We start from the raw sequence: 18,172 nt of genomic DNA on the forward strand, positions 1-18,172 counted from the left end.
GATTAAAAGCGACTTTTCGTGCTGAAATAAGAAGGAGATGTTATATATGTTAGATAGAGAGGCTTTGGTAGAATCATACCGCGGACAGTTACAAGTCGTTTTAGAAAGTAAAGTAGAAGAGTTCCAAATGTTCGGCTACAACCGAGTAACAGATGATGACATTTGGAAGTTTCTTAAAGTGAAAAAGTGGAAGAAGATAGACAGTGACGTTAGATTGTATGAATTAGTTAATGACGTATTAACAGTAACAGCTAATGAATATATGACGTATTTAACTGTTGAAGCATATCAAGCGCCACTTTGGTCATTTGATGAATATGAAAATAAATAACCGACTGCAATTGGTTTGTTCTTCCTTTTGCAGTATAATGATAGGTATTGATAATGAGGAAATAATTATGTCTAAGATTATATATAAAGGGGGTAGTGAAGAGAGAAAACAAATAATGAAAGTGTAGGTAATGTGAAAACTTACCGGCACAGCTAGTGATGAGCTAGCAAAATTATAGAAAGGAAGTCTACTAACTAGGCGTATGCACACGTGTGAAAGTGAATCGTAAAAGATTTATTTGAAGTGTTAGTAGCGGAAAGAGGGTACATATGGCAAAGCGTGGTACGAGAATTGCCGCCTTTTTCCTCATCGTTTTATTAATCGGTGGAGTAATTGGTGCGGCAGGAAAAGACATAGCAAAAGGAATTAGTCTAGGACTAGACCTTCGCGGTGGTTTTGAAATTCTTTATGAAGTAAAACCAGCCAAAAAAGGTGATAAAATTGACCGAGAGGCACTTGTAAGTACAGTAGGTGCTCTTGAAAATCGTGTCAATGTACTCGGTGTAAGTGAACCGAACATTCAAATTGAAGGGCAGGACCGAATTCGTGTACAGCTTGCTGGTGTACAAGATCAGCAAAAAGCACGTGAAATGTTATCAACGCAAGCGAAATTAACATTCCGTGATGTAGATGACAACCTTCTTATGGATGGAACGGATTTAAAAGGCGGCGGAGCGAAGCAAACATTTGATGACCAAGGCCGTGCGAGCGTAGGTCTTACATTAAAGAGTGCTGAAAAATTCCGCGAAGTAACTGAAAAAATTTCAAAAATGCCACCACCAACGAATTTAATGGTAATTTGGCTTGATTTTGAAGAAGGAAAAGATTCGTACAAAGCAGAATCTGCAAAACCGAATCCGAAGTTCTTATCAGCAGCAACAGTAAACCAAGTGTTTAACCAAGCTGAAGTATCTATCGTAGGTGGAAACTTTACAGTTGAAAGCGCGAAACAACTTTCATCTTTATTAAATGCAGGTGCACTTCCTGTTGATTTAAAAGAAATGTATTCAACATCTGTTGGAGCGAAGTTTGGTCAACAAGCGTTAGAGCAAACAATTTTCGCTAGTGCGATTGGTATCGCTCTTATTTTCTTATTTATGCTTGTATTCTACCGTTTACCAGGACTTGTAGCGGTTATTATGTTAGGTCTATACATTTTCGTTACATTACTTGTCTTTAACTGGATGCATGCAGTTCTTACGTTGCCAGGTATTGCGGCGTTAGTGCTCGGGGTAGGTATCGCGGTTGATGCGAATATTATTACGTACGAGAGACTGAAAGAAGAGTTGAAAATTGGTAAGTCAATGATGTCGGCATTCCGTGCTGGTAACCACCGTTCATTAGCAACCATTTTAGATGCGAACATTACAACACTTGCAGCAGCTGGTGTATTATTCGTTTATGGTAATAGCTCTGTAAAAGGGTTCGCAACAAGTTTAATCGTAAGTATTTTAGTCGGTTTTATTACGAACGTATTCGGTACTCGTTTCTTACTAAGTTTACTTGTAAAGAGCCGTTACTTCGATAAGAAACCAGGATACTTTGGTGTGAAACAAAAGGATATTATTCCATTAACAAAAGGTGTAGTACATCCACCGACAAGATTTGATCGTATTAACTTCGTAAATGTCGGTCATAAATTCCTTATCTTTTCGATGGTAGTTGTAATTGCAGGTGCAATTATTTTACCAATTTTCAAATTGAATCTTGGTATTGACTTTGCGAGTGGTACACGTATCGACTTGCAATCAAAACAAGCAGTTACTGTGTCTGATGTTCATAAAGATTTCAAAGAATTGAACATTGACGTGAAGGAAGAAAATATTGTACCGACTGGAGATGACAATAAAGGATTCGCAGTTCGTACATTAGGTGTTCTATCAAAAGATGAAATTGCGAAAACAAAAACATTCTTCCACGATAAATATGGTACAGATCCAAACGTAAGTACAGTTTCACCAACAATCGGGAAAGAAATTGCACGAAATGCATTTATCGCAGTATTAATTGCTTCTGCGGTTATCATTTTATACGTAAGTATTCGTTTCCGATTTACGTATGCATTATCTGCAGTACTTGCATTATTACATGATGCATTCGTTATGATTGTTATATTTAGTATTTTCCAGTTAGAGGTAGACTTAACGTTTATCGCTGCGGTATTAACAATTATCGGTTATTCTATTAATGACTCGATCGTTACATTTGATAGAAACCGTGAATTATACAAACAGAAAAAACGAGTACGTGATATAAAAGACTTAGAAGAAATCGTAAATGCAAGTATTCGTCAAACGCTTGGTCGTTCGATTAATACCGTATTAACAGTGCTATTCCCAGTAATTGCATTGCTTATTTTCGGCAGTGAGTCACTACGTAACTTCTCGTTTGCGTTACTTGTTGGATTAGTTGTAGGTACGTATTCTTCTGTTTTCGTTGCTTCTCAAATTTGGTTAATGCTTGAAAACCGTCGTTTGAAAAAGGGCAAAAATAAGAAAAAGGTTGAGAAAGTAGAATCTGAACCGCAAGTATAAAAAAGATGATGTCTCTTTATGAGGCATCTCTTTTTTCGTTTGTGGATACAATAAGATAGCAAATTTTAAAAGTGGGAATGGAAAAAAGTGGAGATGTTATCGCTGTTTTTGTTACAATAAAGTGAAACTTTAATCAGTGGCGGTTTTCTTCATCCCTCACTGATTATTAGTTGAACCAATCGGACTTTAATGGGCAGCCCGACCCCCACCTTACTTCTTTGCTTTCGCTGAATTTTGAGGTGGGGGTCTTACTGCCCGTTAAAGTGGGATAAAAAGATAGGTTAAGAAAAGAAGGGATTTTAATGATGGAAAAAGATGAGCGTTTTAAACAGGCCGAGTTCGGTGCTATTGTCGGGATCGTTGGTAATATTATATTAGCAATTATAAAGGCGGTAATTGGTTATATTGGGAACAGTAAAGCGCTATTAGCGGATGCTGTGCATTCTGCATCAGATGTAATTGGTTCGCTAGCTGTACTGTTTGGATTGCGAGCAGCAAAGCAGCCGCCCGATGAAGATCATCCGTATGGTCATGGTAAAGCGGAATCGATTTCAGCGATTATTGTTGCAGTATTATTATTTATTGTGGGAATCGAGATAGCAATTTCGTCCATAAAAGCTTTTTCGCAGGAACTAGAACCGCCGAAGGGAATTACGATTTTTGCTGTTGTTCTTTCGATTATCGTGAAAGAAGGAATGTTTCAATATAAATTTCGATTAGGGAAAAGGGTAAATAGTGATGCAATTATTGCAAATGCATATGAGCACCGTTCAGATGTATTTTCTTCAATTGCAGCTTTAATCGGTATTTGTGCAGCGATTATTGGTGGTAAGTTCGGGTTCGATTGGCTTGTGTATGCTGATCCAATTGCAGGATTATTTGTTTCACTTCTTGTTGCAAAAATGGCATGGAGTATTGGGGCAGAAGCAATTCATGCAACGCTTGATCATGTTCTTCATGAGGAAGATGTTGTTCCGCTTAGAGAAGCAGTACTTCAAATAGATGGTGTGAAAAAAATCGGTTCGTTATATGCGAGGGAGCATGGTCATTACGTTATTGTAGATATTAAAGTTTCTGTAGATCCATATATTACTGTAGAAGAAGGGCATCGCATTGGCAAGCATGTGAAAGAAACGCTTATGCAGCAAGATAACGTACAAAATGTGTTTGTACATATAAATCCGTATTCTCCAAATTAAATATTATTAACATTTTAGTATATAGATATTGCAGCGTAGTTTGCATTATATTGTCACCCCTTAATCTGTCTTGTATAATGAACAGGTTAAGGGGTGATTTCGTGTTACAACCGAAGACGCGTTGGAAAGAAAAAGAATATAATAGCGAGCGAGTGAGTGAATTAGCAAGTAAATTACAATTATCACCACTTGTCGTTTCGTTATTCCTCGGTAGAGGAATAGATACAGAAGATAAGATTTTAGATTTTTTAAATACAGAAAATCAAGAATTTCATGATCCGTTTTTATTAGAAGGAATGGATAGAACGGTAGAACGTGTAAATAAGGCGATTCAAAATGGAGAGCAAATATTAATATTTGGTGACTACGATGCGGACGGAGTAAGTAGTACAACTGTTTTATATGTTGCCTTACAAGAATTAGGTGCAGACGTAGAATTTTATATCCCAAACCGTTTTACAGAAGGTTATGGACCGAACGAAGAAGCATTTCGTTGGGCGCATAGCGCAGGATTTTCACTCATTATTACTGTCGATACTGGTATTGCAGCTGTACATGAAGCGAAGGTAGCAAAGGAACTTGGGATAGATCTAATTATTACAGATCACCATGAGCCACCACCAGAATTGCCAGAAGCACTTGCGATTATTCATCCGAAATTAGATGGCGGTGTGTATCCGTTTCACTATTTAGCTGGTGTAGGTGTTGCGTTTAAAGTTGCACATGCACTACTGGGCCGTGTACCAGAACATTTATTAGAAATTGCAGTGATTGGTACGGTAGCTGATTTAGTATCACTTCACGGTGAGAATAGATTGTTAGTGAAGCGCGGTTTAAAACATATGCGCATGACGAAAAATATCGGACTAAAGGCGCTATTTAAAGTTGCTAACGTTTCGCAAAGTGAAATTACAGAAGAGAGTATTGGCTTCTCAATCGCACCTCGTATTAATGCAGTTGGACGTTTAGAAGATGCTACGCCGGCTGTACATCTTTTATTATCAGAGGATCCCGAAGAAGCGAAAGAGCTGGCTGAAGAAATTGATGAGCTGAACAAACTGCGAAAAGATATTGTAAAGCAAATTACAGAAGAAGCTATTGCTGAAGTGGAAACGAATTTTCCGCCTGAAGACAATAAAGTATTAGTGCTTGCAAAAGAAGGATGGAATCCAGGTGTAATTGGAATTGTCGCTTCTAAATTAGTTGAACGTTTTTATCGTCCAACGATTGTATTATGCATTGATCCTGTAAAAGAAACTGCAAAAGGTTCAGCGCGTAGTATTGCAGGATTTGATTTGTTTGCAAACTTGTCAGATTGTAGAGAGTTATTGCCACACTTCGGAGGACATCCGATGGCAGCGGGAATGACGCTACATATGAATGATGTAGATGAATTACGCCGCCGTTTAAATGAACAGGCAGATACAATTTTAACAGAAGAAGATTTTATTCCAATTACAGCTGTCGATGCCTTTTGCAAAGTGGAGGACGTAACACTTGCAGCGATTGAAGATATGCAAAAGTTAGCGCCATTTGGTGTTGGAAATCCAAAGCCACGTATTGCGGTGAAAGATGCGGAGTTAGAAAGTATTCGTGCAATCGGATCAGATGGTTCTCATTTAAAGATGTCTCTTCGTGATGGACAAGCAACATTGGATACAATTGGATTCGGTTTTGGCGCATATGCGAAAGAAATTTCTCCAGTTGCAAAAGTATCTGTAATAGGAGAAGCGTCTATCAATGAATGGAATAATTTTAAGAAGCCGCAATTAATGGTACAAGATATTGCTGTAGAAGCATGGCAATTATTCGATTGGCGTAGTATGCGTAACGTAGAAGCAAATTTAGCAGAACTTCCGAAAGGGAAAATCACGATGGTGTATTTTTCTGAAGAGGTATTGAATAAATTTTCTTTAGAAGACTATAAAGAGCATATGATGCATGCATCAGAAGTGACCGAGTTAGATGATCAATACATCGTATTCCTTGATTTACCAAAAGGGACAGATGAATTAAGAGAGCTATTTAAAGTAGGATTCCCGTCGCGAATTTATACACTATTTTATCAAGAGAATAATCATTTATTTAGTACTGTTCCAACGAGAGAACATTTTAAATGGTACTATTCGTTCTTGAGCCAAAAATCACCATTTTCTTTAAGACAATATGGAGCGCAACTATGTCAGCATAAAGGTTGGTCAAAAGATACAGTAAATTTCATGACACAGGTGTTTTTTGAGTTAGAATTTGTTACAATAAAAGATGGCGTCATTTTTATGGCAGAAAAAAAACAAAAGCGTGATTTAATTGAATCGAGCACATATCGTGAGAAAATGAACCACTTACAATTAGAAAAAGAATTGGTTTATAGCACATATCAGCAACTATATACATGGTTTGAAACGATTCGTAATCATAAAGAAGTAGAACAGTTAGGGTAAAGGATTTGTATTTACAAACCTTTTAGATCTGAGGAGGATTCAGAAATATGGATTTCAAGCAACATATCGCAATTGTACCGGATTATCCAAAAGAAGGTATTGTGTTTAAAGACATTACACCGTTAATGAACGACGGTAAAGCATACAAAGCAGCAACAGATGCAATCGTTGAGTATGCAAAAGAGAGAGACATCGATCTTGTAGTAGGACCAGAAGCTCGTGGTTTCATTATCGGTTGCCCAGTTTCTTATGCATTAGAAGTAGGATTTGCGCCAGTTCGTAAATTAGGAAAATTACCACGTGAAGTAATTACAGTTGACTACGGTAAAGAATATGGTAAAGATGTTTTAACGATCCATAAAGATGCAATTAAACCAGGTCAACGCGTATTAATTACAGATGACTTATTAGCTACAGGTGGAACAATTGAAGCGACAATTAAGTTAGTTGAAGAGCTAGGCGGAGTTGTAGCAGGAATTGCATTCTTAGTAGAACTTACTTACTTAGATGGTCGTAAAATGTTAGATGGTTACGATGTATTAGTATTAGAAAAATACTAATCACTATATAGGTAAAACTACGGTGATAAAAAGTACCCGTGAATCTCTTGGAGAGGAGCGGGTACTTTTGTATAATTGAACAAAAAATTATAGTGAAATGTCAGTAAAATCTTTTCCTTTTCACAATTCACAATCATTGGGTTATAATGATAGAATATAATTTATTCTATTCAATAAAGATAAAGTCAATTTTCAATAAAAGGTGATTCGATGGCAAATGAGCAGGTACTAACAGCTGAACAGGTACTCGAGAAAGCAAGTCAATATTTAGTGGATGAAGATATTGAGCTAGTAGCACGTGCCTATGAATATGCACGCGATGCGCATAGCGAACAATACAGAAAATCGGGTGAACCATACATTATTCATCCAATTCAAGTTGCAGGTATTTTAGTTGATTTACACATGGATCCAGCTACAGTATCAGCAGGTTTCTTACATGATGTAGTAGAAGATACAGAGATTACATTAGAAGATATTGAACGGGAATTTAATAAAGAAATTGCTATGCTTGTCGATGGTGTGACAAAGCTCGGAAAGATTAAATATAAATCTCATGAGCAACAACAAGCAGAAAACCATCGCAAAATGTTTATTGCAATGGCTCAAGATATTCGAGTTATTTTAATTAAACTAGCCGATCGTCTTCATAACATGCGTACATTGAAACATTTGCCTCAAGAGAAGCAGCGTCGCATTGCGAATGAAACGTTAGAAATCTTTGCACCTTTAGCACATAGACTCGGAATTAGTACTATTAAATGGGAGCTAGAGGATACGTCACTTCGCTACTTAAATCCACAGCAATATTATCGTATTGTAAATTTAATGAAGCGTAAACGTGCAGAACGTGAAGAGTATTTAGAGGAAGTAATGACTGGTATTCGTGAGAAATTAGATGAAGTTGCAATTCAACCTGAAATTTCTGGAAGACCAAAACATATTTACAGCATTTATCGTAAAATGGCACTGCAAAATAAACAGTTCAATGAAATTTATGATTTATTAGCTGTACGTGTCGTTGTAAATAGTATTAAAGATTGTTATGCAGTACTTGGAATTATTCATACGTGCTGGAAGCCGATGCCAGGTCGTTTTAAAGATTATATTGCAATGCCGAAAGCAAATCTATATCAATCTCTTCATACGACTGTAATTGGGCCGAAAGGTGATCCGCTTGAAGTGCAAATTCGTACGAAAGAAATGCATGAGATCGCAGAATTCGGGATCGCGGCACACTGGGCGTATAAAGAAGGAAAAACAGCAGAAACAGCAGGTACATTAGAGAAGAAACTTACATGGTTCCGTCAAATATTAGAATGGCAAAATGAAGCTTCTAATGCAGAAGAGTTTATGGAGTCATTAAAAATTGATTTATTCTCTGACATGGTATTCGTCTTTACACCGAAAGGCGATGTAATGGAATTACCACTTGGATCTGTTCCAATTGACTTTGCATATCGTGTGCATTCAGAAATTGGAAATAAAACAATTGGTGCAAAAGTAAACGGGAAAATGGTGACACTTGATTATAAATTAAAAACAGGTGACATCATTGAGATTTTAACATCGAAACATTCGTATGGACCAAGTCAAGATTGGGTGAAACTTGCTCAAACATCTCATGCAAAAAACAAAATACGTCAGTTCTTTAAGAAACAACGTAGAGATGAAAATATTGAAAAAGGCCGTGAACTTGTTGAGAAAGAAGTGCGTAGCCTAGAGTATGAGATGAAAGAAGTGTTAGCTCCTGATAATTTAAAACGAGTTGCTGAAAAATTCAACTTTGCAAATGAAGAAGATATGTTTGCGGCAGTTGGATATAATGGCATCACTGCATCGCAAATTGTTACGCGACTAACGGACAAGTTCCGTAAGCAACGTGAAGAAGAAGAGATTGTTGAAGTTAAAGAAGTTCGTAAACCGATGAAAATTCGAAAATGGGATTCTGGCGTTAAAGTAAGTGGTGCAGATAATTTATTAATTCGTTTATCAAAATGCTGTAACCCAGTACCTGGTGATGATATCGTTGGGTATATTACGAAAGGCCGAGGCGTATCGATTCACCGCCGTGACTGTGTAAATGTTCATACAGAAGAAGCTATAGAACGTTTATTAGAAGTAGAGTGGGAAGGTAGCCCTGAAAAAGAAATTGAGTATAACGTTGATATTGAAATTTCAGGTTACGATCGCCGTGGTTTATTAAATGAAGTATTACAAGCTGTTACAGAGACGAAAACGTACATTTCGGCAGTTTCTGGTAGAAGTGACCGTAATAAGATGGCGACAATTAATATGTCAATCTCTATTCGTAACTTACAGCACTTGAAAAAAGTAGTAGAACGCATTAAACGTGTTCCAGAAATTTATGCAGTAAGACGCATGATGCATTAATAGGGAGTGTAGAAAAGATGAGAGTTGTTTTACAACGATCAAAGGAAGCGTCTGTCACAGTAGACGGTGAGATCGTAGGACAAATTCCGTTCGGTTTAACATTACTAGTTGGCATTACGCATGAAGATACAGAAAAAGATGCAACTTACATTGCAGAAAAAATTGCGAACTTACGTATTTTTGAAGATGAGAGCGGAAAGATGAACCATTCTGTACTTGATGTAGAAGGACAAGTTCTATCCATTTCGCAATTCACATTATACGGAGATTGCCGCAAAGGAAGACGTCCAAACTTTATGGATGCAGCTAAACCTGACTATGCAGAGCGTTTATATGATTTCTTTAATGAAGAAGTACGTAAGCAAGGATTGCATGTAGAAACAGGGAAGTTCGGAGCAATGATGGATGTTTCTTTAATCAATGATGGTCCGGTGACCTTAATTGTGGAAAGTAAATAGTGTTGCTGAAGAAGAGAGGGGATGAGCCCCTCTCTTCTTTTGTGGTTTTTAATGGTATATTTTTCTAGTTATTGTTATGATAGTTAAGAAAATAAACGATATAATCGGGGGATTATGGGAGGTAAATCTTATGGAAACATTTGTACTCGTTCATGGAGCATGGGATGGCGGTTATGTTTGGAAAAAACTAGCTAAACTTTTAAGGGAACAGGGTCATAGTGTATATACTCCTACATTAACTGGACTTGGGGAACGAACACATCTTATGCAACCTAATATAGGGCTGAAAACATTTATTCAAGACATTGTTAATACTATTAAATATGAGGGTCTAAGAGATGTAATTTTAGTAGGGCATAGTTATTCTGGTATGGTAATTACAGGTGTAGCAGAAGAGATTCCCGAGTTTATTAAAGAGTTAGTATACGTGGATGCAATGCTTCCGGAAAATGGTGATTCTGTTATGGATATTTCTGGGCCGGAAATGGCCGCACATTTTATAGAAGAAGTAAAGGTATACGGGGAAGGATGGCGTGTTCTTCCTAGAAATACAATAGATGAAAAAAAATCAGCGATGTCATTGTTGGCTTTTACACAATCGGTTGAAATAAAAAACTCTAAAGCGCAACTTATACCTCATATATACGTAGAAGTAAAGGATAATCCAGAACATTGGCCAATGACGCCTATCTTTTTAGAATCAGCAAAAAAAGCAAGGGATAGAAAATGGGAAGTTTTTTCTATTGAAGTTGGTGGGCATTGGGTAATGGAAACTAATCCAGAGGCGTTGGTTCGTATATTGAATCAGTGTGTAGAAGTAGTTTAATGTATGCTTTATTTCCTGTGGAAGAAAGGGAAGTGCAAGGTATATTACATGTAATGTTAGAAATGATCGTATTTGGGCTAGGTATTGCAGTGTTGTTATATTCATTTGAAGCATCATATGCTAGCGAGTGGACTGGCTAATTATTATAAATACAATAATACTAATGTTTATTTTGAGTCAATAGCTTTTTCGTTTATGTATAACTCTCTAATCAATATGGAACAATAAAAAGTAAAACATCCATATTGAATGTGAGGGATATACGTATGCGTATGAATGAAAAAGGGCATTCTGTTACAAATGGTGCAAATCAACTGTTTAACGTGAATTTTCATGATTTTATTTCAAAAGAGCAAAACAATACTTCGATGGAGCTTGCTTCTGAGTTTGGCATTTCTCTTCAAGATGTAAAGCGTCTAAAGAAGCAGATTGAACGCTCTTAGAGCACTTGACAATCCTACTGAACAAACGTATAGTAATTTTATATTTACATATGAATATAACCGTTGATAGAGAAGAGTAAATGAGACACACATGGAAAGAGAAGAAATGTCTTAGGCTGAAAACATTTCTACATGATGACTGATTGAATGACACTCTAGAGGTTTCAACTTGAACGGCATATACGCTTAGTAGGGATGAACGCACATTTAAGCGTTATTAAAAAAGTGGAAGCATACGTGCTTCAATTAGGGTGGCACCACGGGTATAATACTCTCGTCCCTACTGTTCAAACAGTAGAGGCGGGAGTTTTTTTATTTTTATTAAGATTAAAACAATTTGAGGAGGAACTGAATATGTCTATTCAAATCCCACGCGGAACGCAAGATATTCTTCCAGGCACTGTTGAGTTATGGCAGTATATCGAAGGGCAAGCACGCGAAATTTGCCGTCGTTACAATTATAAAGAAATTCGTACACCAATTTTTGAACACACGGAGCTATTTTTACGTGGTGTTGGTGATACGACAGATATCGTACAAAAAGAAATGTACTCATTCCAAGATCGTGGAGAGCGTAGTTTAACATTACGTCCAGAAGGTACTGCACCTGTTGTACGTTCTTACGTTGAAAATAAAATGTTCGGTGACGCAACACAACCAACGAAATTATATTATATCGGTCAAATGTTCCGTTACGAAAGACCGCAAGCAGGTCGCTATCGTCAATTCGTACAATTTGGTATTGAAGCAATCGGTAGTAACGACCCTGCAATTGATGCAGAAGTAATTGCACTTGCTGTAGAGTTTTACCGCGGCATGGGCTTAAAAAATATTAAAGTTGTATTAAACAGCTTAGGTGATGCGGCGAGCCGTCAAGCGCACCGTGATGCGTTAATCGCACACTTTGAGCCACGTATCGGTGAGTTCTGTTCTGACTGTCAATCTCGTTTAGAAAAGAACCCTCTTCGAATTTTAGATTGTAAGAAGGACCGTAACCATGAATTAATGGGAACAGCACCATCTATTACAGAATACTTAAATGAAGATTCAGCAGTATACTACGAAAAAGTTCAAGAACTATTAACGATGATGGATGTTCCATTTGAAAAAGATCCGAACTTAGTACGTGGTTTAGACTACTACCAGCACACTGTTTTTGAAATTATGAGTGAAGCAGAAGGTTTCGGTGCTATTACTACATTAAGCGGTGGTGGACGTTACAACGGACTTGTACAAGAAATCGGTGGACCAGAAATGCCAGGTATCGGTTTTGCGATGAGTATTGAACGTTTAATTATGGCGCTAAAAGCTGAAAACATTGAATTACCAATTGAACATAGCATTGATTGTTACGTTGTAGCGCTTGGTGAAAAAGCGAAAGACCATGCTGCAAAAGTTGCGTTTGATCTTCGTAAAGCTGGATTATCAGTTGAAAAAGATTATTTAGACCGCAAAATGAAAGCACAATTTAAATCAGCAGATCGTCTAAAAGCGAAATTTGTAGCTGTATTAGGGGAAGATGAGCTAGATAAAGGCATCATTAACTTAAAAGATATGGCAACAGGCGAACAAGAAGAAGTGGCGTTAGATGTATTTGCTTCATACGTAGCAGAGAAATTAATATAGGGGGAACTTACAGTGGCTGAAAGAACACATGCATGTGGAAAAGTAACAGTAGAAGCAGTTGGACAAACAGTTCAATTAAAAGGTTGGGTACAAAAACGCCGTGATTTAGGTGGATTAATCTTTATCGACTTACGTGACCGTACAGGTATCGTACAAGTTGTATTTAACCCAGAAACATCAAAAGAAGCGCTAGAAGTAGCAGAAACAATTCGTAGCGAATACGTATTACACGTAGAAGGTACAGTTGTTGAGCGTGGTGAAGGCGCAATTAATGACAATATGGCAACTGGTCGTATTGAAGTACAAGCAACAAAGGTAAACGTATTAAACGCAGCGAAAACAACGCCAATCATTATTGCTGATGATACAGATGCATCAGAAGATGTGCGTTTAAAATATCGTTATTTAGACTTACGTCGTCCTGTAATGTTCAATACATTCAAAATGCGTCATGACGTAACAAAAACAATTCGTAATTTCTTAGATACAGAAGAGTTTTTAGAAGTAGAAACACCAATTTTAACGAAGAGCACGCCAGAAGGAGCTCGTGATTATTTAGTACCAAGTCGTGTACATGATGGTGAGTTTTATGCGTTACCACAGTCTCCACAGCTATTTAAACAGCTTCTTATGGTCGGCGGATTTGAGCGTTACTATCAAGTAGCACGCTGTTTCCGTGACGAAGATTTACGTGCGGACCGTCAGCCAGAATTTACGCAAATCGATATTGAAGCTTCATTCTTAACACAAGAAGAAATTTTAGATATGATGGAGCGCATGATGACGAAAGTTATGAAGGATGCGAAAGGTGTAGAGATTAGTGCACCATTCCCTCGTATGACTTACGCTGATGCAATGGCTCGTTACGGTTCTGATAAGCCAGATACACGCTTTGAAATGGAACTAACAGACTTATCTGAGTTTGCAGCGGGTTGTGGATTTAAAGTGTTTACAAGTGCTGTAGAAAGCGGCGGACAAGTAAAAGCAATTAATGCAAAAGGTGCTGCGAGCAAGTACTCTCGTAAAGACATCGATGCATTAACTGAATTTGTAAAAGTATACGGTGCAAAAGGTTTAGCTTGGCTTAAAGTGGAAGAAGACGGCTTAAAAGGACCGATCGCGAAATTCTTCGGTGAAGAAGATGCAAACGTGTTAATGACTACATTAGAAGCTACTGCTGGTGATTTATTACTATTCGTAGCAGATAAGAAGAGCGTTGTTGCAGATAGCTTAGGTGCACTTCGTTTACGTCTAGGTAAAGAGCTTGAGTTAATTGACGAAAGTAAATATAACTTCCTATGGGTAACGGATTGGCCGCTTCTTGAGTATGATGAAGATGCAGATCGTTACTTCGCAGCTCACCACCCATTCACAATGCCATTCCGTGAAGATGTTGAGCTATTAGAAACAGCACCAGAAAAAGCACGTGCACAAGCATATGACCTTGTATTAAACGGTTACGAGCTTGGTGGTGGATCACTTCGTATTTACGAGCGTGACGTACAAGAAAAAATGTTCAAAGCACTTGGATTCTCACAAGAAGAAGCGCAAGAGCAATTCGGATTCTTATTAGAAGCATTCGAATACGGTACTCCACCACACGGTGGTATTGCATTAGGTTTAGACCGTCTTGTTATGTTACTTGCAGGTCGTACAAACCTTCGTGATACAATTGCATTCCCAAAAACAGCAAGCGCAAGCTGCTTATTAACAGAAGCTCCAAGCCCAGTTGCAGAAGCACAGCTTGAAGAACTGAACTTAAAGTTGAACGTGAAAGAAGAGAAGTAAGAAAAAAGTCTAGATGGTTATACTATAGCCGTCTAGACTTTTTTTGAGAGGTTGTTTAAAAAGTCCGGTTTACACTATGTTTTTATTTTCGAAATATGTATTTTTAGGAATTCTATAACTTTTTCTATACAAATAGTCGGAAAAACGCTAGAATACATGGTAGACCATTTTTGTAATAGGAGTGTAGAGCTGAATGTTACATCAATTTTCACGTAATGAATTAGCCTTCGGTAAAGAAGGGCTTGAAATATTAAAAAATAGTACAGTCGGTATTTTAGGAATTGGCGGCGTAGGTTCTTTTGCAGCTGAAGCGTTAGCGCGTTCTGGCGTTGGGCGTCTCGTATTAGTAGATAAAGATGTTGTAGATATTACAAACGTAAACCGTCAAATTCACGCTTTAGTATCTACTGTAGGACGTTCAAAAGTAGAATTAATGAAAGAGCGTATTGCAGACATTAACCCAGAGTGTGAAGTAATTGGACTAGAAATGTTTTATACAGATGAAACATATGAAGAGTTCTTTAAACACGGTTTAGACTTTGTAGTGGATGCATCTGATACGATTACGTTCAAAATTCATTTAATTAAACAATGTTTACGTCGTAAAATTAAAATTATCTCAAGTATGGGTGCAGCAAATAAAATGGACCCAACTCGTTTCCGTATTGCGGACATCTCTAAAACACATACAGATCCAATTGCGAAAGTCATTCGTACGAAGCTTCGTAAAGAGGGTATTAAAAAAGGTGTAAAAGTTGTCTTCTCTGACGAAAACCCAATCGTAATTCGTGAAGAAGTACGTAAAGAAATTGTACCAGACGAAAATGCAAAAATTCGTAAAGCGAAATTACCACCTTCATCAAATGCATTCGTCCCATCTGTGGCAGGCTTAATTATGGCAAGTCACGTTGTACGTGAACGCATTAAAAATGTAGAAGTGAAACGTGTAGGACAAGAATAAAATGAAAGCATATATCCATTTCGGATATATGCTTTTTTATATGTGCTAAAAAAATAGGGGTATTTGCATTGCTACTAGTTCAAATGTAAGCAAGGCCAGTAAGTAATAATCATATTTGTCTGATTTATAACCTGAGGTCTTTTTTAAACTATGAATGGTAAAAAGGCCTAACGTTAGAACGAGAATACCGAGTGTTATTTTGAAGGCTACTAATGAAATGGCAATCAGCTCCTTTCAATCGTATATGTTTATAGTAACATTTAAGTAAAAAATATCCAGTTAATTCAGGGAGTTCTTTGTATAGCAGGTCTACTTATTTTGTAAATATTTGTCGGTAAATTGATATTCCTTGTCGAATAGTCGATATAATTAAAAAATCGTTGATATGTTGTAAGTTACGATAGATATATTCGAAAAATCGCCGATATAATTTCATTTACCAATACGCTATCCATCGAAGAAACAAAAAAAGGATGTCACTTAGCCGGAAAATAGGGCTAGGTGACATCTTTTTTAATTCTCTGCAGAATAAATAATATCTAAATTTCCATTTTGATCTGTCTTGAAAATGGGAGCGATCTGCTCTTCTTGTTCTTCAACTGAAACGAGTTTTCGAGCACGATCCATAATTCTAACGAGCATTGCATAATCTTCTTCGATTGCTTGTTGTTTTTTTGTGAGTACAGCTAATTTAGTTTCGAGCTCATCATTCGTTTTTTGCAAGGAAGTGAGCTGAGTTTGTAATACTTCATTTTCAGTTTGTAACTTTGCGAGTGAAGGATTATTGTGCTCCAAGTTTTGCAAAAACGAGATGACATTTTGCATTGTAAGTTCTTGTTTACTTGGTACAATATCTTCTGAAAACTCAGCATCGATTACGAGTTGTTTCGTTTTTGTGAACTGATCTTTTTCTATTTTAGCTTCAGAGCGCTTTAATTCTTTACGTTGTTTTTTCGCAAGCTGTACCGCATCTTCATAATTCGGTCTTACTTCAGCGTTCCATCTAAAACCGCAAGCTGCGGAAGTGCGGTTTAAAGCATCGCCGACTTCATCGAATGCTTTTATTTGTGTACTGCCGCTGCGAATATGTCGTAAAACAGTTTCTGCTAAAAGGAGATCGTCTTCTTTTGTCCATGCATCTTGACGTGTTTTCATAAGCGAAGCCTCCATAATGGTGACGTTTTCGCTTATGTTACCCTTTATTTTTCGTTTTATTCGAACTTTGTAATCTTTCATATACAGTAGAAAGTGCTTGTTCAAATTTCCCTGTCATTTTCGGTTTATAATATTGTTTGTTTTTTATTTTATCAGGTAAGTATTGTTGCTGTACCCAACCATTTGGATGGTCGTGTGGATATAAGTATCCAATGCCTCTTCCAAGTGCCTCTGCGCCTTTGTAATGACTATCTTTTAAATGACTTGGGATGTCGCCTGTTTGACCGTTCCTTAAATCGTGTAAGGCAGCATCAAGTGCTTTATAAGCTGAGTTTGATTTTGGTGATAGGCAAAGCTCAATAACGGCATTTGTAAGTGGTATGCGTGCCTCTGGGAATCCAACTCGTTCAGCTGATTCTATTGCGGCTAGTGTACGCGGTCCAGCTTGCGGGCTGGCAAGTCCAATATCTTCATATGCCATAATAAGAAGACGTCTACCAATGCTTTGCAGGTCACCGGCTTCAATAAGACGTGCTAAATAGTGAAGTGCTGCGTTTACATCACTTCCGCGCACTGATTTTTGAAATGCTGATAATACGTCATAATGAGCATCTCCGCCTTTATCGTGAACGAAGCTCTTTTTTTGTAAGCATTCTTCGGCGATTTCCAGCGTAATTTCCGCAGCTTTGTCATCAGTTGTAAAGCTAGATAAAACAGCGAGTTCCAGTGCATTATAAGCGGAACGCATATCTCCGCCTGATGCATTTGCGAAGTGATGTAATGCTTCAGGCGTAACAGTTACATCATATTCCCCAAGACCTTTTTCTTTATCTTCAAGTGCTCGTTTTAAGCCAATTAAAAGATCATTTTCTGTTAATGCGTGTAATTCGAAGATTTGACACCGACTTCGAATAGCAGAATTAATAGCATGGAACGGATTACTCGTCGTCGCACCAATTAAGGTAAGGAGTCCACTTTCTAAATGAGGTAATAGAAAATCCTGTTTTGCTTTATCTAGACGGTGTACTTCATCTAAAATTAAAACGAGGTGTCGATGCATCTTTGCCTCTTGTACGACAACTTCCATATCTTTTTTATTGTGAGTAACAGCGTTTAATAGGCGAAAAGGGGTTCCGGTACTTCCTGCAATTGCGCTCGCGATGGATGTTTTTCCAGTGCCTGGAGGGCCATATAAAATCATAGATTGAAAATGATTTGCTTGGACCATTCGCCATAAAATTTTTCCTTCACCAACTAAATGTTGTTGTCCGATAATTTCTTGAATATTTGTAGGGCGCATTCGATGTGCGAGTGGTTGTTTCATTTTTACCGTCTCCCTTAATGTGTAATCTCTTTCTATCGTATCATTTTTTTTAGTGGAATTTGAAATAGGATGCTGTTTTGTGGGAAAAATGAATATGAATATTTTCATTTTTCTTTCAATTGTAATAATTTC

At 37.4% G+C, this 18,172-nt stretch carries 14 protein-coding genes, 1 pseudogene and 1 other annotated feature; of the genes and pseudogenes, 13 read left to right on the forward strand and 2 right to left on the reverse strand.

The annotated features are described in order from the left end of the window. Nucleotides 1-46: 46 nt before the first annotated feature. From ACTFRS_RS13425 to ACTFRS_RS13485, 13 genes and pseudogenes are all read left to right on the forward strand, one after another. Nucleotides 47-331, forward strand: coding sequence for a post-transcriptional regulator (locus ACTFRS_RS13425; RefSeq protein WP_440024837.1), 285 nt, complete (start codon nucleotides 47-49; stop codon nucleotides 329-331). 269 nt (nucleotides 332-600) lie between these two features. Continuing rightward, nucleotides 601-2,865, forward strand: coding sequence for a protein translocase subunit SecDF (gene secDF / locus ACTFRS_RS13430; RefSeq protein WP_242294136.1), 2,265 nt, complete (start codon nucleotides 601-603; stop codon nucleotides 2,863-2,865). A gap of 305 nt (nucleotides 2,866-3,170) precedes the next feature. Beyond that, on the forward strand, nucleotides 3,171-4,064 hold the full coding sequence (locus ACTFRS_RS13435; RefSeq protein WP_139867098.1) for a cation diffusion facilitator family transporter: 894 nt from the start codon (nucleotides 3,171-3,173) through the stop codon (nucleotides 4,062-4,064). 101 nt (nucleotides 4,065-4,165) lie between these two features. After that, entirely contained in the window at nucleotides 4,166-6,505 is a 2,340-nt protein-coding gene (gene recJ / locus ACTFRS_RS13440) for a single-stranded-DNA-specific exonuclease RecJ (RefSeq protein ID WP_139866548.1), read from the forward strand. Between the two features lie 47 nt (nucleotides 6,506-6,552). Continuing rightward, complete coding sequence (locus ACTFRS_RS13445; protein WP_000346214.1) at nucleotides 6,553-7,065, forward strand: adenine phosphoribosyltransferase; 513 nt, start codon at nucleotides 6,553-6,555, stop codon at nucleotides 7,063-7,065. Nucleotides 7,066-7,275: 210 nt separating this feature from the next. Next, complete coding sequence (relA, locus tag ACTFRS_RS13450; protein ID WP_001262814.1) at nucleotides 7,276-9,459, forward strand: GTP diphosphokinase; 2,184 nt, start codon at nucleotides 7,276-7,278, stop codon at nucleotides 9,457-9,459. Between the two features lie 17 nt (nucleotides 9,460-9,476). Beyond that, nucleotides 9,477-9,917 (forward strand): D-tyrosyl-tRNA(Tyr) deacylase, encoded by a 441-nt coding sequence (locus tag ACTFRS_RS13455; protein WP_001266956.1) that lies wholly within the window; start codon nucleotides 9,477-9,479, stop codon nucleotides 9,915-9,917. Nucleotides 9,918-10,047: 130 nt separating this feature from the next. Continuing rightward, complete coding sequence (locus ACTFRS_RS13460; RefSeq protein ID WP_431084492.1) at nucleotides 10,048-10,743, forward strand: alpha/beta fold hydrolase; 696 nt, start codon at nucleotides 10,048-10,050, stop codon at nucleotides 10,741-10,743. 14 nt (nucleotides 10,744-10,757) lie between these two features. Further along, nucleotides 10,758-10,927: pseudogene (locus ACTFRS_RS13465) on the forward strand (YrdB family protein); the annotation flags it as partial. 82 nt (nucleotides 10,928-11,009) lie between these two features. Further along, nucleotides 11,010-11,186, forward strand: a complete 177-nt coding sequence (locus ACTFRS_RS13470) for a hypothetical protein (protein WP_001242605.1) — start codon at nucleotides 11,010-11,012, stop codon at nucleotides 11,184-11,186. A 54-nt stretch (nucleotides 11,187-11,240) separates the two neighbouring features. Next, nucleotides 11,241-11,471: a binding site (T-box leader), on the forward strand. 69 nt (nucleotides 11,472-11,540) lie between these two features. Then, on the forward strand, nucleotides 11,541-12,812 hold the full coding sequence (gene hisS, locus ACTFRS_RS13475) for a histidine--tRNA ligase (RefSeq protein ID WP_000027087.1): 1,272 nt from the start codon (nucleotides 11,541-11,543) through the stop codon (nucleotides 12,810-12,812). Between the two features lie 12 nt (nucleotides 12,813-12,824). Further along, nucleotides 12,825-14,600, forward strand: coding sequence for an aspartate--tRNA ligase (gene aspS / locus ACTFRS_RS13480; protein WP_016718525.1), 1,776 nt, complete (start codon nucleotides 12,825-12,827; stop codon nucleotides 14,598-14,600). A gap of 193 nt (nucleotides 14,601-14,793) precedes the next feature. After that, the gene (locus ACTFRS_RS13485) at nucleotides 14,794-15,561 is read left to right on the forward strand and encodes a tRNA threonylcarbamoyladenosine dehydratase (RefSeq protein WP_000903177.1); all 768 of its coding nucleotides are present in this window, start codon (nucleotides 14,794-14,796) and stop codon (nucleotides 15,559-15,561) included. 513 nt (nucleotides 15,562-16,074) lie between these two features. Here the strand turns inward: ACTFRS_RS13485 and ACTFRS_RS13490 are convergent. After that, on the reverse strand, nucleotides 16,075-16,716 hold the full coding sequence (locus ACTFRS_RS13490; RefSeq protein ID WP_000857700.1) for an RsfA family transcriptional regulator: 642 nt from the start codon (nucleotides 16,714-16,716) through the stop codon (nucleotides 16,075-16,077). A gap of 37 nt (nucleotides 16,717-16,753) precedes the next feature. Next, nucleotides 16,754-18,040, reverse strand: a complete 1,287-nt coding sequence (locus ACTFRS_RS13495; RefSeq protein WP_440024834.1) for a replication-associated recombination protein A — start codon at nucleotides 18,038-18,040, stop codon at nucleotides 16,754-16,756. Nucleotides 18,041-18,172: the final 132 nt, after the last annotated feature.

The sequence above is a fragment of the Bacillus cereus group sp. MYBK139-1 genome (genome assembly GCF_051916915.1).
Lineage (GTDB): Bacteria > Bacillota > Bacilli > Bacillales > Bacillaceae_G > Bacillus_A > Bacillus_A pacificus.

Excerpts from the sequence above, each read along its gene's own strand:
- ACTFRS_RS13425 (WP_440024837.1), top strand. The coding sequence starts at position 47 with ATGTTAGATAGAGAGGCTTTGGTAGAATCATACCGCGGACAGTTACAA.
- secDF (WP_242294136.1), top strand. The coding sequence starts at position 601 with ATGGCAAAGCGTGGTACGAGAATTGCCGCCTTTTTCCTCATCGTTTTA.
- ACTFRS_RS13435 (WP_139867098.1), top strand. The coding sequence starts at position 3,171 with ATGGAAAAAGATGAGCGTTTTAAACAGGCCGAGTTCGGTGCTATTGTC.
- ACTFRS_RS13445 (WP_000346214.1), top strand. The coding sequence starts at position 6,553 with ATGGATTTCAAGCAACATATCGCAATTGTACCGGATTATCCAAAAGAA.
- relA (WP_001262814.1), top strand. The coding sequence starts at position 7,276 with ATGGCAAATGAGCAGGTACTAACAGCTGAACAGGTACTCGAGAAAGCA.
- ACTFRS_RS13455 (WP_001266956.1), top strand. The coding sequence starts at position 9,477 with ATGAGAGTTGTTTTACAACGATCAAAGGAAGCGTCTGTCACAGTAGAC.
- ACTFRS_RS13460 (WP_431084492.1), top strand. The coding sequence starts at position 10,048 with ATGGAAACATTTGTACTCGTTCATGGAGCATGGGATGGCGGTTATGTT.
- ACTFRS_RS13470 (WP_001242605.1), top strand. The coding sequence starts at position 11,010 with ATGCGTATGAATGAAAAAGGGCATTCTGTTACAAATGGTGCAAATCAA.
- hisS (WP_000027087.1), top strand. The coding sequence starts at position 11,541 with ATGTCTATTCAAATCCCACGCGGAACGCAAGATATTCTTCCAGGCACT.
- ACTFRS_RS13485 (WP_000903177.1), top strand. The coding sequence starts at position 14,794 with ATGTTACATCAATTTTCACGTAATGAATTAGCCTTCGGTAAAGAAGGG.
- ACTFRS_RS13490 (WP_000857700.1), bottom strand. The coding sequence starts at position 16,716 with ATGAAAACACGTCAAGATGCATGGACAAAAGAAGACGATCTCCTTTTA.
- ACTFRS_RS13495 (WP_440024834.1), bottom strand. The coding sequence starts at position 18,040 with ATGAAACAACCACTCGCACATCGAATGCGCCCTACAAATATTCAAGAA.